Here is a 26108-nt window from a genome sequence, read left to right as displayed (position 1 = left end):
GCGGCTATGGGTTGCAATACTGATAGCAACTCCTTAGAAACTACGCAGCCACTGTGCTGTTGCCATCTCAACCATTCAAGCTTTGAATTGTTATGACTCAGACTATTGAAGATCTCTTTGATGCCAGCATTGAACGCTACAAGGCAGGAGAAGGCCCAGACACCTTAATTCCTGTGTTCAAAGACATTTGCGATCGCTCTCGCAAAAGTAGCCCCGCTTGGACTTGCTTAGCTTGGTTGTATCTATTAGATGACAAACCGACACAGGCTTACAACGCGGCCCAAAAAGCAGTCAAGCTTAATCCGCAAGATCCACAAGCCCAAGTGAATCTAGCGATCGCCATGCTGGAAATTTCTAAGAAAGGGGTCCGTGATCATGTGGAAATAGCTCAACAGATCATGATGGTGGCTCAAGAATTAGAGGATGAAGTTAAACAAAATCTTGAAGAAGGGTTAAGCAGAAAACCAGACTGGAAGAGCTTAAAGCGAGTTCAGCAGTGGTTATTTGAGTCTTAGCCAGCCGCTGGAGTCGTAAGTTGAGCCCTTAAAGACATAAAACTCTCTGTCTGTTGATATCGCTCAACAATTGCTCAAACAACTTAACGATAAATCCGAAACTCTAATGATAAGATTTTATGAACTAAGCGATAAGCTGAGCTTTTAGATTTATCGCTTAGTTCATTTTTAACATTCACGGAGTTAGGCCGCCATGATTATTGAGAATGTCGCTGTTAAGCCAGAAACTCGCAATCACAAAGGATTTTTTGTTCAAGAAACTTCTTACAAGCTGGTTGGGATTGATCAATCAGGTTGGGCTTTGATTTGTATTGATGATGCAGTTTGCCACTATGTAGATCCAGATGATCTGAGCATGCCTGGAGAAGCGATGAATGATCTGGACTAAGCAGACCTTTAGATAGTTAATTCCAAAATTATCAATTCTGCTTCTACAATTGTGGCTGTACTCATTGCAAGTACGGCCATCTTTTTTTGTTAATCTATTTTTTGCGGCTCTGAGCCTAAACAATTAATGAAAGACAATCTTTTAAAGTGGATCAATCTGGCGCTTGTTGCCGATTTATTTTTAGTTCTATTTAGCTTTTTCTGGCTGGCGATCGCGGTGATAGGCCGTTCTGCGGGCGTTCCTCTAGGCCTAGATTTGTGGTACAAGCTCTGGGACCCTGTGTTTACCCCAGCGCTAGGAATTCTGATGGCGGGAGCTTTAGCCAGTGGAGCCGTTAGTTGGATTTCGCAAAAACTGAACCCCAAAACTTGAGGTTGCCAAAACTGTAACTTACCAGATGCTCAATGACGACAGTGACACAGTAGACATATCCGCTCGATTCCAGTATTGAGGATATATGAACTGTGCCCCTCTAAGTCGTTTTGTTAGAGCCAGAAATCAGTATTTAAGAGCTGCATTCCTGTTACTGGGTCTCATTGGCCTAAGCGCTTGTCAAGCCCCGTCAAACACCAACCCACTCACCAGAACCTTAATGGTTTCGGGTAAAGGTGAGGTCAATATTCCAACAACTCTAACCCAAGTACAACTGGGGGTAGAAGTCCAGAATCAGACGGCTGAGGCTGTGCAACAACAAGTGGCGCAGCGATCGCAAGCTGTGGTCAAGCTCCTCCAGTCTCGCCAAGTCGAAAAGCTGGAAACTACTGGGATTCGGCTCAATCCTCAATACAGCTACAAAGATGGAGAACAGAGCATCAAAGGCTATTCAGGGGCAAATATAGTCAGCTTCCAGATGCCAACAGACAAAGTTGGCACCTTACTAGATGATGCTGTCAAAGCAGGCGCAACCCGGATTGATAGCGTTTCCTTTGCTGCCTCCGACGAAGCGATCGCCACAGCGCAACAAGATGCAATTCGGGAAGCAACCGACAAAGCTAAAACTCAAGTGAGTTCGGCTCTAGGAGCGTTAGGGCTGCAACAGCGAGAAATTGTCAACGTTCAAGTAATGGGTGCTAACCAAATGCCCCCGCCAATGCCAATGGCGATCGCGGGAGAATTAACTCAAAATGCTAAAGTGCCTACGCCCATAATCGGCGGAGAACAAGAAGTCGCGGCAATTGTGACACTACAAGTCCGTTACTAGCAGCTTGCCTTTGGTTGAGGCTTATATTCTTGAAGCCTAGTAAAAACGGAAAGCGATCGCGACCCGATTAAGAGTGGCGATCGCTTGATGAACAACTTAGGATTAAGCTAAAGCGCTAGACAGGGTAAGAGCTTCCTTTAGGAGCTCCGCCTTATCGGTTTTCTCCCAAGGCAACTCTAGGTCAGTGCGGCCCAGGTGACCATAAGCAGCTACATCCTGATAGAAACGGCCACCCCGTTCGCTTGGGAGTTTTTGTAAGTTAAAGGCTTTGATGATACCCGCTGGGCGCAACTCAAAATGCTGTTGCACTAGCTCTAGGAGTTTCTCATCATCGACCTTACCCGTACCAAAAGTCTCCAGCATGATGCTGACCGGGCGAGCCACACCAATGGCATAGCTCAACTGCACTTCACACTTCTCCGCTAGTCCAGCCGCCACGATGTTTTTAGCGACATAACGGCAAGCATAAGCAGCACTGCGATCTACTTTGGTGGGGTCTTTTCCAGAGAAAGCACCGCCACCGTGACGAGAGTAACCTCCATAGGTATCCACAATAATTTTGCGTCCCGTCAGACCAGAGTCACCCTGAGGGCCACCAATCACAAACTTGCCTGTAGGATTCACGAGGAAACGGGTGTTTTCATCGGGCTCTACAGAAATATCTGCAAAGATAGGCTGTACGACCAAAGACCACAAATCTTCCTTGATCTTGGCTTGTACCGCAACTTCATCGGTGAGATCGCCAATAGTTGCCGTATGCTGCGTGGAAACCAAAATAGTATCGATGCCAACCGGACGGCCATCTTCGTAAGCGACCGTGACCTGAGTTTTACCGTCTGGGCGTAAGTAAGACAGTTGCCCAGTTTTCCTAACGGTTGCTAAACGGCGGGCAATTCGGTGGGCCAGACTGATCGGCAAGGGCATCAGTTCGGGAGTTTCGTTGCAAGCAAAACCAAACATAATACCTTGGTCGCCTGCTCCGGTGACATCCAGGTCTTCTGTGCTGGACTCTTCACGGCGCTCCTGTGCCGCATTCACACCCTGAGCGATGTCGGGGGATTGCCTATCTAAAGCTACTAAGACGGAGCAGCTATTAGAACAGAAGCCGTTCTCGGCACCTGTGTATCCAATCTCGGCAATTTTCTGGCGAGCTAGTTCAATGTAGTTGACATTAGCTCTGGAAGTGATTTCGCCAGTAATCAAAACCAAACCTGTGTTGACAACCACCTCAGCAGCAACTCGGCTAGTGGGGTCCTGAGCCAAGAGAGCATCTAAAATGGTGTCCGAGATTTGGTCACAAATTTTATCGGGATGGCCTTCTGTAACTGATTCAGATGTAAAAAGGTAGCGACGAGACAAGGAAATATCCTCTCTTTAGCTAAACGGACAAGCGCTCAGGGGTTAAGTTCCGGAATTATACCACTTGTGGTTATGCTCCTAGAGGCCTGGATGTAGGCTCCCACGAGCAAAGCGGTTCTCTGACTGAGATCAATGGTTTGCAAGCAATTTTCAGTTTACGCTCAACACTTCAATTTCGTCCCATCGTGCGATCGCGACATCTGCATCTGGTAAATCAAAGGATTCAGCCCATCCCCAGGTTACCCCAATTCCACCCGCTGCTCCTGCTGCCCGGGCCATGACTAAATCCGCACTAGAATCACCCACTACGAGTGTTGTGGCAGGGGCTACTTCCAGCGCGACACAAACTTGTTGCAGCAATTTAGGGTCAGGTTTTGTGAGTCCTGCTTCGGTGCCCATCAGTAAGTCAAAATAAGCTTCCAACTCATATTTTTGAGCAAAGTCTTGGACATTAGTGATGCTATCGGAGGAGAGAATGGCCGTCTTCACACCGACAGCTTTGAGCGATCGCAACAGAGGTAATGCACCTGGATAAACTGCTGTGTAGTCAGCCTTGCGCTGAAAATATTCATCCGCTGATTTGAAGGCTGCTTGAACGATCGCCAATGACTGCACCCAATCTCGACCCGTAGCCGCAACATAAGCGGCAGCAGCAATTTCGTTCTCGCGGCGACTGCCCACTGCTAAAGCTCCAGCGGGGTTGAGGCGATCGCCTACTAAACCAAACATTCGCAACAGCGATGCTTCTATGCCTGGAACTTCGAGATTGAGGAGGTGCGATCGCGTCTGACCTAACTTGCTTAAAAAAGATTCCGAATTTGCTAGGGTGCCGTCTTTGTCAAAAACCACCGCTTCAATATTAGTAAAAGTTAAGTGCTGGCAGCGCGCGATCGCCAAATCTATCACTCCTGCAAACTCGTTAAACCAATAAAACTAAGACAATAAAAATGAAGAGGAGTCAGCCCCTCTTCATTCAAAAACATTTAGATAATTGAGCGCTAGCTTACAGAGAAAAAACGAGCTGTAGCAGCACTAGCCCAGTAGCCTAAAACCCAGTAGTTGAAAGTCTAGATTTCTACAGCCGAAGGTTGCTCTTCTAGCACTTCTTCAGGAACTGCTGCTTCTACCACGTCCTCAGCAACTTCCTCAACTGCCGCAGGAGGCTCTTCAGCGGTCACGCCCTCTTGCTGAGCCCGGAGTTGCTCACGGTACTTAGCCGCCATTTCCTCTGCCTTTTCATAGACAACTTGAGGATTCTTCACCATGTCGCCGGGTTCTGGTTCCAATTGCTTGGTAGAGAGAGAAATCCGACCGCGCTCAGCATCCAAGTCAATGATCATAACCTTCACTTCATCATTGACGTTGAAAACACTGTGAGGTGTGTCAATGTGATCATGAGAAATTTCAGAGATGTGCAACAGACCGCTCACACCACCGATATCGATAAATGCACCATAAGGCTTAATACCGCGCACAGTACCAATGACCACCTCACCCACTTCCAGGCGATTCATCTTACGCTCAACCAAAGCGCGACGATGACTGAGGACTAAGCGGTTACGATCTTCGTCTACTTCTAAGAATTTTAAAGGTAGCTCTTCGCCAACCAGTTCTTCTTTAGGCTTACGAGTACTGATGTGAGAACCAGGAATAAAGCCGCGCAATCCCTCAATTCTGACCAGCGCCCCCCCTCGGTTAGTCGCAAATACACTAGAACGAACCGTCGCATCTTCTGCTTGCAACTGACGGACCCGCTCCCAAGCTCGCATATATTCAATTCGACGAATAGACAGAGTTAACTGTCCATCTTCGTTTTCATCCGTCAAAATGAAAAATTCACGAGTTTCGTTTGACTGGAGTACCTCTTCGGGAGCATCAATGCGATTAATCGACATCTCCTGAATCGGAATATAAGCAGCCGTCTTAGCACCGATGTCAATCAGAGCGCCCCTCGGCTCCAAGCTGAATACTGTGCCGGCGACCACATCGCCGGGGCTGAAATGATAATCGTATTTGTCGAGTAGGGCTGCAAAATCGTCGTGAGTAAAGCCAATGTCCTTAGCCGTTGTTTCCTGATTGACCATGCTAATTGTTTCCCAGTGTCTAATCTATTTGGTAGTTTCGTCTCCTATCGATGTACACGCACGTTTACTAATGTGCAGCCTACACCTGTATCCCCCCCAAGCACTATTGTAGGAGATTTGCTCTAGATGGTTTGTGGGTTCAGAAGAACTATCATAACGCAATAGCTTCCCCCGCTATTATCTTTAGAGGGGTTTTTGTAACTTTCTATGACAGTTTTGTAATTCTTAGGAATGGGTCACAAAGGAAGCAGGTGTTTCTTGCTCAGGTTCTGCATCAGCGCTAGCTCCGGCATCTATTCTGTCCTCGGCAGCTTTACTAATACTCTCTCCTTGGTCAAGACATCCTTGCAGATGATTAAGGGTATCAATGAAGTCTCGAATGCCACGAAACTGACGGTAGACCGAGGCAAATCGAATATAAGCAACTTCACTCAGAAACTGTAGGCGCTGCAATACTAATTCACCAATCTCGGTGCTTGGTACCTCGCGTACCGCTCTTTGCTGTAGTTCAGCTTCAATTTCATCGACTAAGGCTTCTAATCGGTCTGAGCTGATGCCTGTTTTTTCGCAAGCCCGCACAACTCCTCGAAGCAGCTTGGAACGGTCAAATGATTCGCGATCGCCATCTCGCTTAATGATTGCGATCGGCACATACTCAATTCGCTCGTAAGTGGTAAAGCGGCGGTTACACTTCAAGCATTCCCGTCGCCGTCGCACACTTTGGCTCGCCTCCGCAGAGCGAGACTCAAGAACGCGATTATCGGGGTGCTGGCAGAAGGGACACCGCATATTCACCAAATCCTTTGCGTCGGAAAAAACAAAGGTGAAAACCTGAGCCACTTAAGATGCAAACTGTTCAGATTGAGAGTGATATAACTCCCTACGAACAGCGCTAAGGCTCAGGTCATCAAAAACTTTGAATTGTTGCTTTTGGGAGAATTTTACCCTAGTAATGTCAGATTACCGAGTCCCGCCAGCCTCTCACAAATTGTTCTTTGTGAAGAATATTGCCTGTAAATAGTGACTATTTACCAATCCGAGGAGGTTCGCGGAAGGCAATTGCAAAGAACAGCACTCCGATCGCCAAAGTCAAAATCAAAATGTAAGCAATGGCTTCCATGTCAGAAATTCCTGAGCATCTAGCTAATTGTTAGTTTATCAAGAGAACGGGAAGAACGGCCTAACGAACTAACCTCTATAGGTGAGATGCCGCCAAACCATTCTTCCGCTCTCATACAGAGGCTTAAACAGCTTCCTTCCGGCGGCTGCTCTTGTCACCCACTTTCTGGAACAGACCCCACTCAACTTGCTCCTCTAGGTCGGCCTCAACCCCAGCAAACACGTCGCGGAACAGAGTCCGAGAACCGTGCCAGATGTGGCCGAAGAAGAACAAGAGTGCAAATACAGCATGTCCGAAGGTAAACCAACCACGAGTGCTAGTCCGGAATACCCCGTCAGAGTTCAAAGTTTCGCGATCGAACTGGAAGGGTTCGCCCAACTGAGCTGCACGAGCATAGCGCTTCACAGTTGCAGGATCATCGAAGGTTTTGCCATCGAGTTCGCCACCGTACAGGCTAACAGTCACTCCAGTCTGCTCAAAGCTGTATTTAGATTCAGCCCGACGGAAGGGAATGTCTGCCCGAACTATTCCTTCGCTATCAATCAAGACAACGGGGAAGTTCTCAAAGAAGTTGGGGATACGACGAACAAACAGCTCGCGACCTTCAGAATCTTTGAAGACAGGGTGGCCTAGCCAAGTTTGAGCAATCCCGTCACCTTTGTTCATGGGACCAGTACGGAACAAACCACCCTTCGCAGGGTTGTTGCCGACATAGTCGTAGAACGCTAGCTTCTCAGGAATCTCCGACCAAGCTGCTTCGAGACTGCCGCCTCCAGCAACACTGGCTTCAACACGACGGTTGATTTCTTGATAAAAGTAACCTTGGTCCCACTGATAGCGAGTGGGGCCAAACAATTCGATGGGGGTAGCAGCGTTGCCGTACCACATCGTGCCTGCAACCACAAAAGCAGCAAAGAAGACAGCCGCAATACTGCTAGAGAGAACAGTCTCAATGTTACCCATCCGCAACGCTCTGTAGAGACGCTCAGGAGGACGGACACTGAGGTGGAATAAACCAGCAATAATGCCAACCGTTCCAGCTGCAATGTGGTGAGCCACAATCCCACCAGGGTTGAAGGGGTTAAATCCAGCAGGTCCCCATTCTGGAGCCACAGCCTGAACACTGCCTGTTATACCATAGGGGTCGGAAACCCACATTCCGGGTCCAAACAAGCCTGACAGGTGGAATGCACCAAAGCCAAAGCAGAGTAGACCAGACAAGAACAAGTGAATGCCAAACATTTTTGGCAAGTCGAGAGCAGGCTCGCCAGTCCGAGGATCTCTAAACAGTTCTAGATCCCAATAAACCCAGTGCCAGCAGGCAGCGAGGAATAGTAGACCGGAAAGGATAATGTGAGCAGCTGCAACACCTTCAAATGACCAGATACCAGGATTGGCAGCTGCTTCACCTGCAATGCTCCAGCCACCCCAAGATTGGGTGACGCCCAAACGAGTCATGAAGGGTAGAACGAACATGCCCTGACGCCACATGGGATTCAGGACGGGGTCGCTAGGATCAAAAATAGCCAGTTCATACAACGCCATTGAACCGGCCCAGCCTGCCACAAGGGCAGTGTGCATTAGGTGTACAGAAATCAGCCGCCCTGGATCATTCAGAACGACTGTGTGTACTCGGTACCAGGGTAGTCCCATTGACTACGCTCCTCCTCTAAATATTCCTACTTCAACGCTTCTTTCAGCATTTTGTTAAGGTGCCGGATACTGATAAACCTACCAGATCTGGAACCGCTGTAACTCTTTTGCCGTTTAGCACCGTCTACCAAAATTGCCTCTAAACAAGACAGCTTAAGCAGTTTGACAATGCGCTTATAAAGATGAAATGTATAAAGAAGTGTAACCAGTGTTAGAGCCTAATGCAAGTAAAGTTGATGGTTCTGCAATAGTCCTTTGTGACTTGTAATTACTCTTCAATATCCTGGCATCTTCACGGTTTTTGACTGAAAGCTAGCAGAATACAACGTTCTGGGTCAGATCAGCATCAATTCATTTGTTAGCTTAGAAACGGGGAGCTTTGATTCTGAGAAAGAATTTGCGTTTCTTGAACCTTACTGGTTAAGCTGTTACATTTTTGCGGCAACGTCTATGCCACTGAGATAGAGCAGCTTTTGTGATGACGGGTGAATGTAACGAAGCGACAACGAGGGAAACGGGCATGGGAAATATTAAGTTCGTCAAAGAAAATAAAGAGGTGATCGCAGCAGATGGGGCCAACTTGAGGTTTAAGGCGATCGAGAATGGGATTGATGTTTATACCCTCATTGGCAAAATGACGAACTGTGGCGGGTATGGCCAATGTGGTACCTGCATTGTTGAGGTTGTGGAAGGTCTTGATAATCTTTCTCCTCGGACTGAGGTTGAGGATCGTAAACTCAAGAAAAAGCCTGACAACTATCGGTTAGCTTGCCAAGCCTTGGTGAATGGGCCTGTGAGCGTAAACACTAAACCTAAGAGCCGTTGATTGGAGATCAAGAGAGTAGGTGTTAGCAGACAGCCCATCTGTGATACAAGATAGACAGGGCACTTAAGGCTTTTTCAAAGCCCAGTTCTGACGACAGCATTGCCAGTAAGCGGTAACTTGTTTGCTTGAGTGAGCTGGGCCTGCTAGTAACTTTGAAATGAAATTGAGGCTGGGTAATGGAAGTTAATGAGCTAGGATTTGTCGCAAGTATTTTGTTTGTGTTGGTTCCAACTGTATTTTTGCTGATTCTTTATATCCAAACTGCTAGCCGCCAATCAGCAGACCAAGACAAATAGTTTTGCTTAGGAGATCGAGCAACCCTGGGTTGGTGATTTTACTCTCCTGCCAACGGCTTCAAAACTTGTGTTAATTTGCGTTTTGATCAATCATTTTTGATCAAGCAACTGAACAACTGAATTGGATTGATACTGCTAAGCGCCTACTTCTCAAAAGTGCGGCGCTTTTGCTATGGCTGAGATAAAAATCTACGTTTGAGCAATGTTCTTTGGTGGGGCAATGTGTTGCGTTCCCAAAAAACACGATCGCAGTAGCCTTGAATGTGGCGATCGCTCTCTGCTAGGGCTAGACGTTTTAGCGCTAGGCAAGCATAGTACTCGTCTAGTTCAATCCCGACAAACTGCCGATCTAACTTTTTAGCAACCACAGAAGTAGTCCCTGAACCGAGAAATGGATCGAGGACGACAGCACCCATGGGTGAGCTAGCCAGAATAATTTTGGCGATTAGCTTCTCTGGTTTTTGGGTAGGGTGATCGGTGTTTTCGGGCATAGACCAGAAGGGCACAGTCATATCCGTCCAGAGGTTAGAAGCGGCTGTGAGGCGAAAGTTACCTTCTGCGGTATTTTGCCAATCTTTGGGTTGCCCTGCCCCATCGGTGTAAGGAGCCCGAACTTGGCGTTTTAATTGCACTGCCTCAGCATCGAAGTAGTAGTCTTTTGAGACAGTACAAAACCAAATATCTTCGGCACAGTTTTTCCAATTGGCTTTAGCTCCCCGACCTTTTTCACGTTCCCACGTGATGCGATTACGCACCGTAAAATAACGCGAGGCGATCGCGTAGAGGGCGAGGGAAGATTGCCAGTCACCACAGAGATAAACCGAGGCCGTGGGCTTTAGTACCCGTACTAGGCGAGACAGCCAACTATCCACCCAATCGCTGTAGTCTTCGAGCGATCGCTGCTTTACCCATTGTTGATTGAACTGTTTGGTGAGGTTATAAGGAGGGTCTATAACCAGCAAATCGACAAACTGCTCTGGGAGCCAATCCAAAACTTGGAACAAATCTTGGCAAATCGTTTGGTTGAGGATCGCCTCAGCAGTAACTGGGCCAGATAGCTGTAACAGTTGGGATGGGTAATGCGATCGCTCTGCCTCTGTCAACGTCAGGGTACGATTTCGAGCTGCTCTGATTCTTTCTGCCACGTTTCACCCTTCAAACCAGGCTTTGCTCTAAGATAGCGCCGCAGGAACAGCTCTGAGGTTAGTTTAGAAAGAAACAACCTGGGGCAGATCTTAGCAATGTTTGCTTCTGGCCCAGGTTGTTTGACTCAACTCAATTTAACTTCAGACTTAACCTACTGTCCGCTCTAGCAGTACAGGGCAGTTGGCATAAACTCGGACGTAATCTGATAGGGAGCCGCCGAGGAGACGATCGAGATCGGGCAAGGTTTTGCCGATCATGGGACGGCGATCGGGAGAGCCGAGCATTAGCAGGTCAACGCTCATCTCTTCTGCCAAGCGACAGATTTCTTCTCCAGGCTTACCACTTGTGGAAATGCAACGGTAGGCAATGCCCCACTTTTTCGCTGCTGCCACCGCAGGAGCCAAGACAGGATCTTGCTCTGGATTTTGCATGGCTACGCCTGATCGTTCCTTCTTGGGATTGACGTGAGTCAGGAGTAGCTGTCCACCCTTCACATCTCGTAGCAAGAACATGGCTAAGTCGAGTGACTTTTTAGCTGAATCAGAGTTATCCATCGCGACCATAACTCGATGGATTTGCTTCACATAAACGTCGTCCTTCACAAACAACATGGGACGAGAAGAAGCTTGGAACACATACTGGCTGACAGAGTCTTCTAAAATTGCCTCTAGACGCTTGAGGCCACGGGAACCCATAATGACGAGATCGGCATCAATCTCATCAGCGACGCGGCAGACTTCATCCTTAGGATTGCCTTCCCGTAGAATCGTCGTAACATGGCCCGAATCAAGGTGCAGGGATTGCACAGCCGACTCTAAAAGCTGCTGGCCTTGCTCTCGCTTTGCAGCCATTGATTCAGCCGTAATTTGGGGCTGCACTACGTGGAGAACTGTAACGGATGCCCGTTGCATGGACGGAATGGCCATTAAAGCCTTGAGCATCTCTTCAGAGTGTCCATTTCCGGAGTCAGCTAGCAGAATTCTCTCAATCATTGTTTCGCCTCGTGCCCAAAAAATTGTCTAGTTTCTTAAGTTAATGCCCGAACAGTTCAGTGATTAGTAACACCTTTTAATCATTCATTACATTGAATGATCGATTGGCTGAAAAACTTTAGCCTTCTTCTTACAAGATCATCATATCTACTGATAGTGAATGGTCTCATTCTCTTAAAGATTTGTGATTCCAACTTCTTGTTAAGAAGTGTCACGATTATTAGGCCAGAATTATCTGTGTAAAGGATTTGTAGTAATCGAAGTCAGTTTTTGCCCTGAGAGGGAAGTAAAAATCGACGGTTTGAATTGGTTAAGCAAAATTGGGTTCAGGCAAACTTAAATAATCTGAACAATTAGTGTAAAAATTAGTTTAGAAATTAATGTAAAACTTAGATTTTTTAGGCGATCGCAACGTGTCGGAAAGTAAACAAATACAACCTCAAGTCCCTGCTTCGGGAGCCATTCAAAGCCCACCGTTGTTTGCAGCGGGAAGTTGGTTTGAGTACCCGGTGCGGGTTCATCCTAACCATACTGACTATGCAGGAGCCGTTTGGCACGGTGCCTATGTAGCTTGGATGGAAGAAGCTCGAATTGAATGTCTACGCGCGATCGGCATTGACTATGCTGACCTAGTCGCGTTGGGTTGTGATTTACCTGTAGTGGATCTGTCGGTGCGTTACCACCGAGGTCTGCGCTTAGGGATGTCGGCGATCGTAAAAGCTCGGATGGCCGATGTCGATGGAGTGCGAATTAACTGGGATTACCAGATTCAATCTCCGGATGGCGCAGAACTGTACCTGACAGCGCGGGTGATCTTAGTAGCGGTTGACCGGGAAAAAGGCAAGATTATGCGAAGACTCCCGCCTGCTGTGAAGGATGCCTTAGCCCGCTTAGTGAGTGCCAGTTAACAATTCAGTGATAGGCTCTTACCTCAGTGCCCAGCAAAGGCTCGATCGCCTTGCCAGCAAGGGCTGCTTAAAGAGATACAACGGGGTTGAGGCAAAACTCAACCATCGAAAATCATCGATTTGAACCCTTGTCCTAGCGTCATTACTGCCTACGGATGAGCTTCCAATCATTTGACTACTTGTTCAACCAGTCCAATCTCATTCATCGTTCCAGCGACGATGCTAGATGATCTATGGTTTGAACTTGAATCTCGTTAGCAGTTGAACCCATAACGGGGTAGAGGGAGAAAATACTTCATTCCAGCCTTCTGTCTGCAAATTTAGGTATTAATGCCATTGGCATTTATCCTCTAGTTCGATATTGCGAAATATTAAAGCTTCTCCTTTATAGAAACTTTAAAAAAGAGGCCTTGTTTAATGATTTGGTGAAGATACTTGCAGGGGAATGGTAGTATTTTCACTGGCTTACTAATCTGTGATGGAGATAATGGGAATCATCCTCAAACTGCTAAAAGCTCCCTACCTAAGGCTTTTACGGGGTGTAGGTTGCTTCCCTTGTCGCTCGCGTAATCAAAACGAGCATCTACCCATTGCAGGAGAAATAAAATGGCTCAGAAGTGGTTGAAAGAAGTACTTTTGTCAGTAGCTCTACTGCCCTTATTGGCTCAACCCGCTTTAGCGCATGCGATTTGGTTTCAGCAACAGGACGGCAATTTCGACCTTCTATTTGGTCATCCTGAGTTGGGCACACCACAACCTTATGATCCCGCTAGAGTCAAGCAAGTGAATGTCTACGATGCCTCTGGAGCTGCTCTTCCCTTCTCTCAGGTTCCGCATACAGATGGCGTTTCTATCACTGCTAAAGGAGACGTTGCGGCGATTACCGCCTTTTATGAAAGCAGCTACTTTGACCGCAACATCAACACAACTGTCAATACCTTGAAGTACACGAAAGCTCTTTATGATTGGTCAGACTTTGTTGCGAACCCTTTAGGCTTACCCTTTGAAATTTTGCCCCTCCGGAATCCGATTGGGCTCACGGGGGCATCTCTGCCCGTACAAGTGCTCTACCAGGGAGCGCCCACTAATAATGTATTGTTGGAATACTTAGGAGAGGAGGTTGCGTTAGATAGCAATGGTATCGCTGCAATTCCTGTAGGAGCGGATGGATTGCAACCCATTGAAGCTAGCTATCAAATCAGGTCTAGCAATGGTCAGGCTGTTGAGTATGGTGCTAGCTTAACCGCAGAACGCCTTGCACCTCGTGCCTCTGTTCCTGAACCATCTGCTCTAATTGGTTTAGGAGTTGTAGGGTTGGCGGCCTTTACCAGAAAACGGACTATGACAGCCAAAGAATAATTACTCTGCTATAGCAAACCTAAATAGATTGCTCAGCTTGGTAGTTTAACTTTGTTGAGTTAGCAGGAGATCTGATTGCGGCACTCCAGTTATGCAGCTACCCGCTAGTACGATCGCTCTTAGAAGTTTCGGAACGTACTGACGCGCTAGTCTCTGTATGACTGAAGTGCCAAAAGCATAACTGGAATAAGCCGAGGTTAGCGCAGGGAAATTAGGCGATCGCCCTGGTTTAGTTCCTCAGTGGCTTGCAGAACCGCTTGTCTCGCCCATTGGTCAGCGGCCACAATATCTTCTAAGGAAGGAGTGGTAGAGTTTTGGGTTTGGTAGCGATCGCAAGCAGTTTCAATCACGCGAGGGATATCTAAAAAGCGAATCTTTTCGTCGAGGAACAGGGCCACTGCTTGTTCGTTCGCGGCATTGAGGACAGCGGGCATAGAACCCCCGGCTCGACCTGCGGCATAAGCCAACTGCATACAAGGATATTTCTGGTGGTCGGGAGCGCGGAAGGTGAGATCTCCTGCTTTCACCAAGTCGAGGCGTTCCCAGTTGGTGTAGATGCGATCGGGCCAAGAAAGGGCGTAGAGCAGTGGCAAGCGCATATCGGGCCAGCCCAGTTGCGCCAGAACAGAGGTATCTTGCAGCTCAATTAAAGAGTGAATAATGCTTTGGGGATGGATGACGATTTCGATGTCGTCGTAGTCCATACCAAATAGATAGTGCGCCTCAATGACTTCCAAACCTTTGTTCATCAAGGTGGCAGAGTCTACCGTAATCTTGCGACCCATGGACCAGTTGGGATGCTTTAAGGCATCAGCCACTGTCACTTGAGGCAGTTTCTCCACAGGCCAATCGCGGAAAGCACCACCGGAAGCAGTCAGAAGAATTCGTCGCAGTCCACCTTTCGGTACGCCTTGCAAGCACTGAAAGATGGCGGAGTGTTCGGAGTCGGCAGGCAACAACTTGATGCCATGTTTCTCAACCAAGGGCAGCACAACTGGCCCACCTGCAATCAGAGTTTCTTTGTTGGCAAGAGCAATATCTTTCCCTGCTTCGATCGCGGCGATCGTCGGTAACAGACCCGCACAACCCACAATTCCGGTGACTACGGCCTCTGAATCGCCATAGCGTGCCACTTCTACAATCCCCGCCTCCCCCGTCAGCAGAATCGGTTGGGGAGCAAGGTCTGCGATCGCCGCTTTCAGTTCTGGCAGTTTCTCCTCGTCACAAAGGGCCACGATTTCTGGCTTAAATTGCCGAATCTGTTGCGCCAGTAGTTCGACATTCCGTCCCGCCGCCAACCCAACAATCCGAAACTGGTCGGGATATTGAGCCACGATGTCTAGCGTTTGCGTACCAATCGAGCCAGTGGAGCCGAGGAGAGTAATTGCTTTCACAATCGCTTAAGAATTGACTGCAATTCCACTATAAATGGCGATGGACACGTTCTAACCAACCAGAAGCTGGGTTTATTTCTGCTCAACTCGTGCTGCTGTCGGAACAAAGTCAATACTGGCCTAACGCTATGAAAGGCTTGGACAAACCTGAAAACCAGCCAAAGTCATAAAGGCTCTGAAGATCATCCTTTTCTTCGTGGATGTATCTCGAATGCTAAATCAGAGTGATAAAAACAGATATCGAATTCTGCAAAGAAGTTCATGTGCCCTAGGATTACAGGGGCGTCTTTAGATGATGTCCAAGCAAACGCAAGCATCACCGGGGCAAACTCATCTACATGAGATGAAACAATTAAGCCCCTTGCTTCTAGCTGGGCCAAATTACCACCCAATTGAACTGGAACTGTTTGTTCTTCCCAGACAGCGCCAAGTTGTAAGCCCACTTCGTAAGGCAATACGTTGACGCTGGCACCTGTATCCAGCAAACCCATCACTTCTACCGATTGATTTCGGTAAGTCAGTGTTAAGGGCAGATAAGGCATCATGCTAGAAGTACCAAGGTTGCTACTCCGCTCAACGAAGGGAAACCGTCTCCCATCAAGCATCATTCTCTTTTCTTGCTTCTTCTAAAAGGTTAGAGAGGGTTTGAGCTGCTTCGTAGGAATCGTAGGGAGACCACACAGTAGCTTCGGTTGATGCTAGTTGACTTAGTAGTAAGTCTTCTGGTGCTTGATGCCCAGGTGATTCGAGATTACATCCCTCTTCTTTTGCTACTTCCAGCAGTAGAAAATGGATAAGGCGTAATTTGTCTTGATGGGTTAGTTGGCTAGCAGCAGATAGCAACTCGCTGAGGGGCATTTTTTCTCAAGAAATACTTGTATCACCCAACTTAACGTAAGCCATACCGTCTTAGCTTTACGGCTAATATCAAGACGATCGCTCTACGAACCCTTAGCCTCACGGACCATCATTAAAAGGTCGAGGGGGTCAGGTTCAGCAACACCGAGGGCGGTAAGGATGGCATGGGCTTGGCCGCGATGATGAGTTTGGTGATTAAAGAAGTGGGCCAGGATCTCGTGGAGGGGTTGACGGTGAGGTGCTCCATCAAGGGTTTGGTAGCTCCACTCTCGGTCGAGGTCAGCGTCTGTTAATCCTTCTACAAATTGCAGAATGCGATCGTCTTCAGCTTCTCTGGCTGCTTGGAGGGAAGGCAAATCCTCAAAGGCGATCGCGTTCAGCTTGTCAGGATGCTCTCCAGTTCCAGTCATGCGACGCATCCAAATGCGATCGGCGGTAAGGATATGATTGAGGGTTCCTTGCAAGCTGCCAAAATACGCCCCGACGTTTTTACGATAGGCTTCATCGGGCAATTCACGAGCCATTTTGTAGAGTTTGGCATTCGCCCAAGCATTATATTTTGCGATCGTGACAAAATGCGATTTTAGATTCATGGCTTACCTGCAACTAGCAGCTTAAAATTTAACTATTGGGGGTCATAGTTTAGGTTTTGAGTAATGAGTTAGGCGATCGCTAACTAAAGCAATACAACTTCTAAATATTTTTACGTCTTCTGACTTTTAAGATTTTTATACACATTAATCATCCAAACCGAAATGTTTAGCAAGCCTTTCTATCGTAAAAGTGTTTGTTAACCTACAGGCTGTATGCTGAATGGCGAAAAACCCCTTCTCCCAGTAAGCTTTACCTTTGGGAAAGGTTTTTATCCATTCAATCCGAACGAGATATTCACATAAATCTGGATTATTGACATTTTCTTTCATATTTATAGCTTTGAGAGGAGCATTTAGAATTGGAATCTCTTGACTATCAATGACTACCTTAAAATCCTTGATAGGAAGAGGACTTTCCTTCACTGTTCCGACGCCAACATAACCTGTTTTAGGTATGTTGACAAAAACTCTTGCTCCAGGAAATAAAAGCTTTAAGGTTTGGTTATACCATTTACCTTGGCCACCAGAGATGAAGCCATATCTTTGGCAATCATCCCAAGTTCTATGTTCACCCTCTCCAAGACTGATGTAGAAATCTCGGCCATTCCAAGATTCACCACCTTTTCTACTTTTTGATTTACTAGCTTTTCGTTCAACTTCTTCCGGTTCAGTGAGCCAAGTTCTTGTTAAATACTCGCGATCGTTGTCTCGAAAAAAGCGGAAAAATACTGCGTTAACTGGTACACCGTCGTTATCTGAGAGATAGCTAATAATTCGCTCTGTACTAGTATCTAGTTCTGATGAAACTACAATCAATTCATGTGCTTGATTGATTTGCTCTGGCAAACTCATGCCAAAAGCTTCATCGAACCCCTCTTCTATTTTTTTGTTTTGATTTTTATCCGAGTAAGTTTTGGCAATTGCTTCATATGAAAGTGTTTGTACCCAAGAAGCATAGTCCAGCAATTGAGCTACTACCTCACGGGGCGTACGATTCCTTTTTAGCTCAATGATAGATAGATATCCTGACATGTCCATCGCCAGGATATCAATAAACTTCCCGTATGCAGTTGGAATTTGTCGGCCAATCAGCATTAGTTGTGGAGATAAAATTGATAGATCCTTGGTAAGAGCATCTTCAAGCCTTATCTCAGAGTCAATGGCGGACATAACAACTTTCTCTGGCTTATCTCCTAATCGCCAAATTCCAACTTCAATAGGCATCTTTTCTCCTTACAAAATCTAGCTACAGAAATTATGTCCTAATCTATCCTCAGTGAGCTGACTCAGAGAGTGGTTTTAGGTTGATATAGTAACAAAGCGATCGCAAACCTTCGCAAAACCTAACCCTGACTGGCAATCTCAACATGTCCTCGGTGGATTTTTCACAGCAGACCATTTCTGTCACCTTAGATGCAGCACTGGTGCAACAAGTAGACCAATTGACCAGCGATCGCGACCAAGCGATTGAGGCTGGCTTGCGCTGGTGGTGCGAACAACAAAATGCGGGGCAGCTCCAGCAATTTGCTCAAGCTCGCCACGAGCGCCACGAACGCGATGAAACAGGGTGGTTAGTTTAGGCGACATGATTGCACTCGAAGCCAACAACCTGAGCAAAACCTATCGCGATCGCGGCAAACAGATCCAAGCCGTGCGCGACGTTTCCTTAACTATCAAGACAGGTGAAGTTCTGGCGTTTCTGGGGCCAAACGGAGCAGGCAAAACCACCACCATCAAGATGATTGCGGGCTTAATTCGTCCCGACTCTGGCTTTGTCAAAATTACCGGAAGTGACCCCCACCGTGAGCCCCACGCCTTAAAACTGCTTGGTGCCGTTTTGGAGGGCAATCGCAATGTCTACTGGCGGCTCAGCCCAGAAGAGAATCTAGAATACTTCGGCATGTTGCGGGGATTAGACCAGCGCCACGCTAAACGATACGGGCGATCGCTACTAGAGCGCTTTGGCTTGATGGATAAACGCCGGACTCCAGTGCAAGCCCTGTCACGAGGGATGCAACAAAAACTGGCGATCGCTGTGGCTCTGGTACATCAACCGCAGCTTTTACTGTTAGATGAACCCACCCTCGGCCTTGATGTAGAAGCCACCGAAAACGTCAAAGCTTTGGTGCGCGAGATTGCTCAAGAAGGACGGGCGATTCTCCTCACTACCCACCAGCTTGACATTGCCGAACAACTCTCTGATCGCGTGGCAATTATTCAAGCAGGAGAAATTATTGCTGAGGAGCCGACACGAGAATTGATTCGGCAGTTTTCTGGTTCTGCTTACACGATCGAACTCGAAAGCTCCTTGGATGCCAAGCAAAGTCAGGCGATCGCGGCGCTGGGTGCAGTCGTTGAAGCTGAGCAAACCGTGTATGTGCAGGGTTCCGACACGCTGTATCAAGTGTTTGCCATTCTGCAACCGCTGCCGATTTTGCGGGTGAAGAAGGATCAAGCTGATTTGACAGGCATCTTTTTGAAATTGGTGCGGGAGGGGCGAGATGCTTAACTTGTTTTGGGCCGAACTGCGACGAAGTTGGATTCAGTTCATTCGTTATCCCGCTGATGCGATCGCTGGAATTTTAATCACGACTCTCGTCTTTTACGGGCTATTTGCCAGTGCCCGTTACATTGCTGGGCCTAGTATCCAGTTTGGCGATCGCTTAGATGCGGTAGTCATTGGCTATGTACTGTGGACGCTGTTGATCTTCATCATGAACGACATTGCCGTCGGCTTACAGGCAGAAGCTCAAACCGGGACGCTAGAGCAGTTATTCCTATCTCCCTTTGGAGCCTCACGGGTCTTCTTGATGCGGGCGATCGCGAGTCTCACTCTCCGCTTATTCCTAACTCTCGTAGTGCTGCTGATCATCATGGCAGTCACAGGCAGTCGGCTCAATTTCAGCTTCAGTTTATTTTTACCGCTTAGCGCCATTCTGCTCGGAGCCTATGGTTTATCCTTTGCGCTAGGAGCCTTAGCGTTGCTACTCAAGCGGGTACAGCAAGTGTTAGGCATTTTTCAATTTGCCCTACTATTCTTGATTTCAACCCCTACAGAAAATTGGACAGGTTCCCTGCAAGTGTTATCAAGAATTCTGCCCATGACCGCTGGGGCGGGTGTATTACGAGAACTGATGGCAGAAGGGCAAGCCCTAGATTGGAACGAGTTGGCGATCGCCTTTATCAACGGAGCTGTATATCTAGTAGTTGGGGTACTGCTATTTTGGCAAGCCGAACGCCGAGCTAAGCAACGAGGTTTGTTGAGCGGGTATTGATCCTAAAATGCGGGAAGAATGCCCCGCAAACCCTCCCTGTGTCACTACCGTGTACACACTAATTTTTGATAGTACAGTGAAGCCACAGACCTCTCCCCAAACCCTCTCCTGCGAGGCGAGGGGCTTTAAATCTAGCTCCCCTTCCCTGGCAGGGAAGGGGCTGGGGGTTAGGTTTCACAGGAATTTGCACTCAGCAAACGATTGGACACGGTAGTTACGCAAGAGAATTTCAAGCACCCCAATCCTCAACCTCTATGCAATCTCCAACTTCTGCCCCCGAATACCAAACTGTTTCCCCCACGCAGTTCTATACCTGGAAAGAATATCGTTGCGCTTATGAGGTGCAAACTCCTACCGATGCGTCTACGGCAACTGGAACGCCCTTATTGTTGATTCATCCTATCGGTGTGGGGTTGTCGCGGCATTTTTGGCAGCGCTTTTGTCGCGAGTGGTATCAAGCTGGAAATCGCAACCCCATCTACAACCCTGATCTGTTGGGCTGTGGAGACAGCGATATGCCTCACGTGACTTACACTCCCGAAGATTGGGCGGAGCAGTTGCAGTACTTTTTGCAGACGGTGATTCAGCAGCCTGTGATTTTGGTGGTGCAGGGAGCGTTGTTTCCAGTTGCGATCGCCTTGACCCAATTACAAACCGAAACCAATCTGATTCGTGGTTTAGTGCTCTCTGGCCCTCCGGCTTGGCCCGTGATGACCCAAGCTTCTCCCCCTTGGCAACGACGACTCTCTTGGAATCTGTTTGATTCGCCTTTAGGTGCAGCCTTCTTCCGGTATGCTCGTCGTCCCCAGTTTTTGCGATCGTTTTCTACCAAACAACTGTTCGATCGCGCCGAGGCTGTGGATCAAGAATGGGTAGACATGTTAGTGGAAGGGGCTCAAGATCCAGCGAGTCGTCATGCAGTGTTTGCGTTCTTAGCAGGCTTTTGGCGACAAGACTACGAGAAAGCGATCGCGGCCATTCAGCAACCCACGCTGGTAGTGGTGGGAGAAACTGCGTCCAGCATCAGTCGTTCTGGAAAGCAGGAAACCCCTGATCAACGCATTGCCGACTATCTCGCTCATCTCCCTCAAGGCCGTAGCCTCAAGATGACAGGCCGAAACGTCATGCCCTACGAAACAACTCCTGAATTTGTCCAAGCGATCGCGCCTTTTATCCAGGAATGGTCAGCCTAAGGCACTTCTAGCTCCAAGCGTTGCGATATAGTACGGCTTTGGTACAGTACTGGTACATGAGTGAATCTTGGGGCTGAGCCATGAAAATCTGGGCAACTACTTTTGTGGTCTTGTTTGGCTTGGTGGAACTGTACCAATGGGTGCAGCATTTCAACTGGACGATTACCTTACCGTTGCCTGTGTTTATTTTGGGTGGAGCGGCTTTAGCGATCGCCTCTAACTATGACAAACGGACTGGCTTACCCTTCGCCTTGAAGTTTGAGGAATCAAAGGCGATCGCCAGCCCAGCTCCTACAGTGATTAACCCTGCTCAATCAGGCATTCCGGTTCAACTTAACTCAGCCCAAAAACCTTTAGAGCCTCAGTTACCTAACCTCAAAGCTCAATCACCTCGCCCCGTTTCATTTACTATTCGTCGCCCTGAGCCCCAAGAGTAAAAACTTAAGCTAGCTCTTGATTTGGACAAGTCAGGGGTCGCGATCGCTAAATTAAGCTTTTCCCAATCAGTCTGAACTATCGCCCCATGTTGCGCTTCAGTTGATCTAGTTCTTCGTCCATTTCCCAGCGCTTAAATTGGGCTTCTAAGGGGTCGGCGCTGTTATGTAGATAGGTATTGCTTTGATTCCAGCCAATCGTCTGCCAACTGGGTTCGGTTTTGGCACTCGCATTGGCACTAGCTGTAGCGCGAGCCGCTTCCGCTTCCACCGCTTTAGCTCTCACTTCTTGACGACGGGCCTGAATTTTACGCTGTAGTTCTTCTGCTTGCTTCATGCGTTCCTTCAGAGCTTGCATCTGGCCCCAACGCTGATTGCCTTCGCGCAACAGAGCGGCTTCTCGTTCCTCCGCTGGCTTCACCAAGTCCCATCTTCCTGCCTTTTTAGCCTTGTCAATCCGCTCATGCCAGCGCTGAATCTCTTGAGCTGTCGCCAAAATATTGTCTTGGGCTTGCTTCTCTTTCAGGCGCAAATCTGCCATGAGCCGCAGCGATTCTTCTTCCTGTTCCCGCAGTTGTTCTTCTAGGGCTTGCAACTCCAGATGAGGGTTGTTCCGTAGAAACTCCTCTAGTCGAGTTTCCAGAAAACGGCTGAAATCTTCAAATAAACCCACGGCAAGAACTCCTGCGGTCGGATAAAGCTTTTCCTGATGGTAACAAGGAGTAACCCAAAGTCCGCTACAAGCTTAAGGAAGAACTTACGAAGAACTGGCTCGGCCTGATGTCAGCTTAAAACTGCTGTCCTACATAGACCGAGCGCACCTCACCATTACGACGAATCATGGCTTCTTGATTGTTGACTTTTACCAAAGTCCAGCCACTAGAGCCAATGTTTTCGCCTAGGTTAATCCGCTGAGTGCTGCCACCAATTTCAAACAGAGCGGCAGAGCGATCGCCCCACTCCACAACTCCTTGCAAGGTCACTTTAGGTGCGGGTGCGGCAGGTGCAGCAGGAGCAACGGGTACTACAGGCGCAGAAGCAACAGGCGCAGGAGCAACTCTGGGCATGGGCACTACGGGGCGCACCACCACAGGACGCGGCGACACAGGTGCTACAGGCGCAGGCAGCTTGTAGGGACGTTGGGGTATCTTGGGCAGGGTATAGATTCTCTCTAGGGCGCTAGGAATCCGAGTTGGGGGCTGAGCTAAGTTACCTGTCACTGGCACAGTTGGTAGAGTGCCCGCAGGTTGAGGAGCGGTGGTGGGAACTGCTGCAACTTGTTTGTTTGGGGTGTCGAGCTGAGCGATTACCTCTAGCGATCGCTGCACATACTCCCCAAATTGAGCATCTGCTAGCTCTTTAGCCGTGGGAGCGGGTGCAGTGACGGTCGGGGTGGAGTTACTAGCGGGGAAAAAGCGCCCCAGCCTCCCCTGACTGCCTAACCAAATGAGGATAGTGACGATAATAGAAGCGCAAGCGGCACCCAACAGCAACTTATCAAACGACCGAGTAAGAGGGTGATGCTTGGTAATCGAACCATCAGTTTCTACTAACGCCGTATCAGATGCTTCACGGCGAACAGGCTGGGAGGTGAGACCTTGGCGGGGCATTAAGGCCGAAGCCAAGATCATTTGAGGGATGGCGAGAGTTTGGAGGGGAGGGGTCTCGATCGGCGTGGTTTCGGTCGGTAGTGAGGTGCCGCCTTCCACGACACGATCCACATCCTCAAATAGCTCATCCATCAATTTGTCAGCATAGTCTTCGACTGACCAAACCTGGCTCGGCATTGAGCCTTCTAGTGAGTCTGAGGCCATCTGATTTGTTACGACATCCTGGGACATAGACTGCTCGCTCAGTGACAGTTCAATCGTTGCTGGAGAAGGTGATCGCGGCCTCATTTGCCGCAGGTTCTGCTGGCGAGGCGAAAAGTTATGAGTAATTTACAGGAAGAATACAATGAATTTTGTGATCTGAAGCTGAAACTGCGATCGCTGGATCTACAAAATTTAGCAAGGGCCGTGATGATTCCAGCCAAGAGGATTGAGATTTTAACTAGTTGTTACAGAAATACTAGCTAAGTTTTGTTGGTAAATCTTGAGCAGTGCGAGTCAAAGCGGCTCGGCAGGCTAGTTGCAATTGAGCTTGCAACTGTTGTTCTGAGACTTGTTGATCTGCGACTAATTACTGTTGCTTATTGTTGCTGAGCTTTCTGAGCCACAGCATCCTATAGTCTTATTGATATCTTTAGGGTGCTTTTAGTTCACATACTTAGTAAATTAGAGCGGTGTAGGAGTTGCCAGGCTGAACTATTTGCCAAGTGCCTTTGCCAGCCAGTATCCTGCTTAAGGTTAGTTGCCCGACTTCTGGACGTTTCTCTGGATTGCAGACCGAATAAAACTTATGCAAACCATTCGCTATTTGATGGCTGTAGGTATGAGTGCGGCGATCGCCTTGGGTAGTACGTTGGGTACCCCCGAACCCAGTGCAGCCCAGTCTAAAACTTCGGCTCAGCCTTCCACTGATGCAACGCCAAAGAGTGCTGCTAAGACTGACGCTACCGTCTCCGACTCCACCTTCGAGCGGACGACTAAAACTAGTTCTGACTCTACTACCTCTAGTTCTAAGCGTGTGACTAAGGCTGGCTCTAGCCGCTCTACTCGCTCCTCGCATCCTGCTAATCAGAGTGCTACTAACACTAGCGCTATTTCCAAGAGCACAGATCAGACTGACGCTCCTAGCCAGGATGCAGCTCAGAAAGGCACAACTCAGACTAACGTTACCCGAAAGACAACGGCTCAGCCTAACTCTAAGCGCTCCAAGAATACGGCTAAAACTGGGACCGTCGTTCAATCTGGGACTACCGCTAAAAAAGCAAATCAGAGTGCGAATCAAACCAAGTCCACTGGGACTCCCGCCAAAAGGACAGCTCAGACTAACTCTCCCTTGCCTGCGCTACAACCTGCAAATGGGACAGTTCCGACCAATTCTAACAGTCCGGGCAGTGCTCAAACACCCGCTCCGAGCCTGGTGAATCCTACATCTAACCCTTCTCAGCCTAGTCCGGGCACTAACCTACCGACTGTAATTCCAGCCGTCACTCCCACGACTCCTGCTGGCAATCCCAACCCATCGGTCAGACCTGTTCCCCGGGGTTATCTCAATCCTGACCCTAATCCGTTGAGGTTTCCGACTAGACCTAGCGAAGTCGAAATTCAAGGGACTCAACCGATTACCTTACAAGAGGCGATCGCCCTAGCCGAGCGCAATACACCTAGCTTGCAAGTTGCCCGACTCAATCTAGAAAGAAGCCGTGCTGCCCTGCGAGAAGCTCAAGCCGCTTATTACCCCAGCGTGTCGGCCCAAGCTGACGTTACGCACCAAGACTCGAACCAAGACAACATCTCACAACAACCCCAGTTGGATGATGGCGATACTGCCAGCACATCCTTGAGTGGCACAGTTGGCGTTAGCTACGACATTTTCACCTCAGGCCGACGATCTGCCACCATTAGAGCCAGAGAGACGCAGGTGCGCTCTAACGAATTAGAAGTTGAAGTGCAGCGAGAGCAGCTACGACTGGATGTCACAAACAATTACTATGATTTGCAACAAAGCGATGAGCAAGTTCGTATCTCCCGGGCTGCGGTAGAAACGGCTCAAGCCAGTTTACGAGATGCCCTAGCTCTAGAACGAGCAGGTGTAGGCACCCGCTTTGATGTGTTGCGATTTCAAGTAGACTTGGCCAACTCGCAGCAAGACCTGACTCAAGCCCTCAGCGACCAACGAACTGCTCGACGGCAACTGGCTCAGCGGCTCAATACCACCCAATCAATCGATTTAGCAGCAGCAGACCCAGTGGAAATTTCAGGCTTGTGGAATCTGTCGCTGGAACAGAGTATTGTCCAAGCCTTCAAAAACCGGGCTGAGCTAGAACAACAACTGCTACAGCGAGAAATCAACCAGCAACAGCGTCAGATTGCCCTTTCAGAGAACCGACCGCAAATTAGCGCTTTTCTGAACACTAGCTTGCAAGATCAGTTTGATGATGACCGAGATGCCCTCAGGAGGTACTCCCTCGGCGCTAGGGTCAACTGGAACTTGTTTGATGGCGGGGCGGCTAGAGCGCGAGCCAGACAGGAAGAAATTAATGCAGAAATTACTGAAAACCAGTTTGCAGATACGAGAAATCAAGTCCGCTTGGATGTAGAACAGTCCTTCTTTAACCTACAATCCAACTTTGAAAATATTCAAACGGCTTCAGTCGCCTTGGAGCAAGCACGGGAGAGCTTACGTTTAGCACGGCTGCGCTTCCAGGCAGGAGTTGGCACTCAAACAGACGTAATCAGTGCCCAAAACGAGTTGACTAGAGCTGAAGGCAATCGCCTGAATGCGATTTTGAACTATAACCGGGCTCTCGCTAATCTGCAACGATCGATTACCAACTTGGGAGCTGCTCCTACCACCCCTATCGGTACGACTCCTGAGGCTACCGCTCCGTAACCATTAGGCAGTTT

29 protein-coding genes are annotated in these 26108 nt (G+C 48.4%); 14 read left to right on the top strand and 15 right to left on the bottom strand.

Features of this window, described 5'->3' with window-relative positions:
- Nucleotides 1-92: 92 nt before the first annotated feature.
- From KME12_14095 to KME12_14080, 4 genes are all read left to right on the top strand, one after another.
- Nucleotides 93-515 carry a hypothetical protein gene (locus KME12_14095; protein MBW4488914.1) on the top strand — a complete coding sequence of 141 codons (423 nt, stop codon included), beginning with the start codon at nt 93-95 and terminating at the stop codon, nt 513-515.
- A 193-nt stretch (nt 516-708) separates the two neighbouring features.
- Nucleotides 709-903, top strand: a complete 195-nt coding sequence (locus KME12_14090; GenBank protein ID MBW4488913.1) for a hypothetical protein — start codon at nt 709-711, stop codon at nt 901-903.
- Nucleotides 904-1029: 126 nt separating this feature from the next.
- Nucleotides 1030-1275 (top strand): hypothetical protein, encoded by a 246-nt coding sequence (locus KME12_14085; GenBank protein ID MBW4488912.1) that lies wholly within the window; start codon nt 1030-1032, stop codon nt 1273-1275.
- An 85-nt stretch (nt 1276-1360) separates the two neighbouring features.
- A complete protein-coding gene (locus tag KME12_14080) occupies nt 1361-2104 on the top strand; it encodes an SIMPL domain-containing protein (protein MBW4488911.1) in 744 nt (247 codons plus the stop codon).
- Between the two features lie 102 nt (nt 2105-2206).
- On the opposite strand, the gene metK is transcribed toward KME12_14080, so the two are convergent.
- From metK to psbB, 6 genes are all read right to left on the bottom strand, one after another.
- Entirely contained in the window at nt 2207-3463 is a 1257-nt protein-coding gene (gene metK / locus KME12_14075) for a methionine adenosyltransferase (GenBank protein MBW4488910.1), read from the bottom strand.
- Nucleotides 3464-3613: 150 nt separating this feature from the next.
- Nucleotides 3614-4360 (bottom strand): HAD-IA family hydrolase, encoded by a 747-nt coding sequence (locus tag KME12_14070; protein MBW4488909.1) that lies wholly within the window; start codon nt 4358-4360, stop codon nt 3614-3616.
- A 170-nt stretch (nt 4361-4530) separates the two neighbouring features.
- Nucleotides 4531-5547 carry a 30S ribosomal protein S1 gene (locus tag KME12_14065; GenBank protein MBW4488908.1) on the bottom strand — a complete coding sequence of 339 codons (1017 nt, stop codon included), beginning with the start codon at nt 5545-5547 and terminating at the stop codon, nt 4531-4533.
- Nucleotides 5548-5772: 225 nt separating this feature from the next.
- A complete protein-coding gene (gene nrdR / locus KME12_14060; GenBank protein MBW4488907.1) occupies nt 5773-6336 on the bottom strand; it encodes a transcriptional regulator NrdR in 564 nt (187 codons plus the stop codon).
- 235 nt (nt 6337-6571) lie between these two features.
- The gene (locus KME12_14055) at nt 6572-6667 is read right to left on the bottom strand and encodes a photosystem II reaction center protein T (protein ID MBW4488906.1); all 96 of its coding nucleotides are present in this window, start codon (nt 6665-6667) and stop codon (nt 6572-6574) included.
- A 123-nt stretch (nt 6668-6790) separates the two neighbouring features.
- The gene (psbB, locus tag KME12_14050; GenBank protein ID MBW4488905.1) at nt 6791-8320 is read right to left on the bottom strand and encodes a photosystem II chlorophyll-binding protein CP47; all 1530 of its coding nucleotides are present in this window, start codon (nt 8318-8320) and stop codon (nt 6791-6793) included.
- 520 nt (nt 8321-8840) lie between these two features.
- Here psbB and KME12_14045 point away from each other — a divergent pair.
- Nucleotides 8841-9146: a (2Fe-2S)-binding protein gene (locus tag KME12_14045; protein MBW4488904.1), complete on the top strand. Its 306-nt coding sequence runs from the start codon at nt 8841-8843 to the stop codon at nt 9144-9146.
- A gap of 176 nt (nt 9147-9322) precedes the next feature.
- Nucleotides 9323-9442: a photosystem II reaction center protein M gene (locus tag KME12_14040; GenBank protein MBW4488903.1), complete on the top strand. Its 120-nt coding sequence runs from the start codon at nt 9323-9325 to the stop codon at nt 9440-9442.
- Nucleotides 9443-9612: 170 nt separating this feature from the next.
- Here KME12_14040 and KME12_14035 read toward each other — a convergent pair whose 3' ends face one another.
- Complete coding sequence (locus KME12_14035) at nt 9613-10587, bottom strand: site-specific DNA-methyltransferase (GenBank protein ID MBW4488902.1); 975 nt, start codon at nt 10585-10587, stop codon at nt 9613-9615.
- A gap of 147 nt (nt 10588-10734) precedes the next feature.
- Entirely contained in the window at nt 10735-11580 is an 846-nt protein-coding gene (locus KME12_14030) for a universal stress protein (protein MBW4488901.1), read from the bottom strand.
- Nucleotides 11581-11993: 413 nt separating this feature from the next.
- Here KME12_14030 and KME12_14025 point away from each other — a divergent pair, with 413 nt between their 5' ends.
- The gene (locus KME12_14025; protein ID MBW4488900.1) at nt 11994-12488 is read left to right on the top strand and encodes an acyl-CoA thioesterase; all 495 of its coding nucleotides are present in this window, start codon (nt 11994-11996) and stop codon (nt 12486-12488) included.
- Nucleotides 12489-13094: 606 nt separating this feature from the next.
- The gene (locus tag KME12_14020; protein ID MBW4488899.1) at nt 13095-13847 is read left to right on the top strand and encodes a DUF4198 domain-containing protein; all 753 of its coding nucleotides are present in this window, start codon (nt 13095-13097) and stop codon (nt 13845-13847) included.
- Nucleotides 13848-14044: 197 nt separating this feature from the next.
- Here the strand turns inward: KME12_14020 and dxr are convergent, their stop codons facing one another.
- From dxr to KME12_13995, 5 genes are all read right to left on the bottom strand, one after another.
- On the bottom strand, nt 14045-15241 hold the full coding sequence (gene dxr, locus KME12_14015; GenBank protein ID MBW4488898.1) for a 1-deoxy-D-xylulose-5-phosphate reductoisomerase: 1197 nt from the start codon (nt 15239-15241) through the stop codon (nt 14045-14047).
- A gap of 182 nt (nt 15242-15423) precedes the next feature.
- A complete protein-coding gene (locus tag KME12_14010) occupies nt 15424-15786 on the bottom strand; it encodes a retroviral-like aspartic protease (GenBank protein ID MBW4488897.1) in 363 nt (120 codons plus the stop codon).
- A 52-nt stretch (nt 15787-15838) separates the two neighbouring features.
- Nucleotides 15839-16099 (bottom strand): hypothetical protein, encoded by a 261-nt coding sequence (locus KME12_14005; GenBank protein ID MBW4488896.1) that lies wholly within the window; start codon nt 16097-16099, stop codon nt 15839-15841.
- Nucleotides 16100-16182: 83 nt separating this feature from the next.
- Complete coding sequence (locus KME12_14000; GenBank protein MBW4488895.1) at nt 16183-16692, bottom strand: DinB family protein; 510 nt, start codon at nt 16690-16692, stop codon at nt 16183-16185.
- A 144-nt stretch (nt 16693-16836) separates the two neighbouring features.
- Nucleotides 16837-17916, bottom strand: coding sequence for a DUF91 domain-containing protein (locus KME12_13995; protein ID MBW4488894.1), 1080 nt, complete (start codon nt 17914-17916; stop codon nt 16837-16839).
- 143 nt (nt 17917-18059) lie between these two features.
- On the opposite strand from KME12_13995, the gene KME12_13990 reads away from it, so the two are divergent.
- The 5 genes from KME12_13990 to KME12_13970 all read left to right on the top strand — a co-directional run bounded on the left by KME12_13990 (nt 18060) and on the right by KME12_13970 (nt 21597).
- Nucleotides 18060-18272: a hypothetical protein gene (locus tag KME12_13990; GenBank protein ID MBW4488893.1), complete on the top strand. Its 213-nt coding sequence runs from the start codon at nt 18060-18062 to the stop codon at nt 18270-18272.
- A gap of 5 nt (nt 18273-18277) precedes the next feature.
- Nucleotides 18278-19201: an ABC transporter ATP-binding protein gene (locus tag KME12_13985; protein ID MBW4488892.1), complete on the top strand. Its 924-nt coding sequence runs from the start codon at nt 18278-18280 to the stop codon at nt 19199-19201.
- Nucleotides 19194-19967, top strand: coding sequence for an ABC transporter permease (locus KME12_13980; GenBank protein ID MBW4488891.1), 774 nt, complete (start codon nt 19194-19196; stop codon nt 19965-19967). The genes KME12_13985 and KME12_13980 overlap by 8 nt, the downstream gene beginning before the upstream one ends.
- A 254-nt stretch (nt 19968-20221) precedes the next feature.
- The gene (locus KME12_13975; GenBank protein ID MBW4488890.1) at nt 20222-21160 is read left to right on the top strand and encodes an alpha/beta hydrolase; all 939 of its coding nucleotides are present in this window, start codon (nt 20222-20224) and stop codon (nt 21158-21160) included.
- A gap of 80 nt (nt 21161-21240) precedes the next feature.
- Complete coding sequence (locus KME12_13970; GenBank protein ID MBW4488889.1) at nt 21241-21597, top strand: hypothetical protein; 357 nt, start codon at nt 21241-21243, stop codon at nt 21595-21597.
- A 76-nt stretch (nt 21598-21673) separates the two neighbouring features.
- Here the strand turns inward: KME12_13970 and KME12_13965 are convergent, their stop codons facing one another.
- Entirely contained in the window at nt 21674-22267 is a 594-nt protein-coding gene (locus KME12_13965) for a TIGR04376 family protein (protein MBW4488888.1), read from the bottom strand.
- Between the two features lie 115 nt (nt 22268-22382).
- Nucleotides 22383-23435: a hypothetical protein gene (locus KME12_13960; GenBank protein MBW4488887.1), complete on the bottom strand. Its 1053-nt coding sequence runs from the start codon at nt 23433-23435 to the stop codon at nt 22383-22385.
- A gap of 592 nt (nt 23436-24027) precedes the next feature.
- On the opposite strand from KME12_13960, the gene KME12_13955 reads away from it, so the two are divergent.
- Complete coding sequence (locus KME12_13955) at nt 24028-26094, top strand: TolC family protein (GenBank protein ID MBW4488886.1); 2067 nt, start codon at nt 24028-24030, stop codon at nt 26092-26094.
- The last annotated feature ends 14 nt before the right edge of the window (nt 26095-26108 follow it).

Source organism: Trichocoleus desertorum ATA4-8-CV12, from assembly GCA_019358975.1.
GTDB lineage: Bacteria > Cyanobacteriota > Cyanobacteriia > FACHB-46 > FACHB-46 > Trichocoleus > Trichocoleus desertorum_A.
Note: the sequence above shows the minus strand (reverse complement) of the source record. Positions and strands in the feature narration are given on the sequence as shown.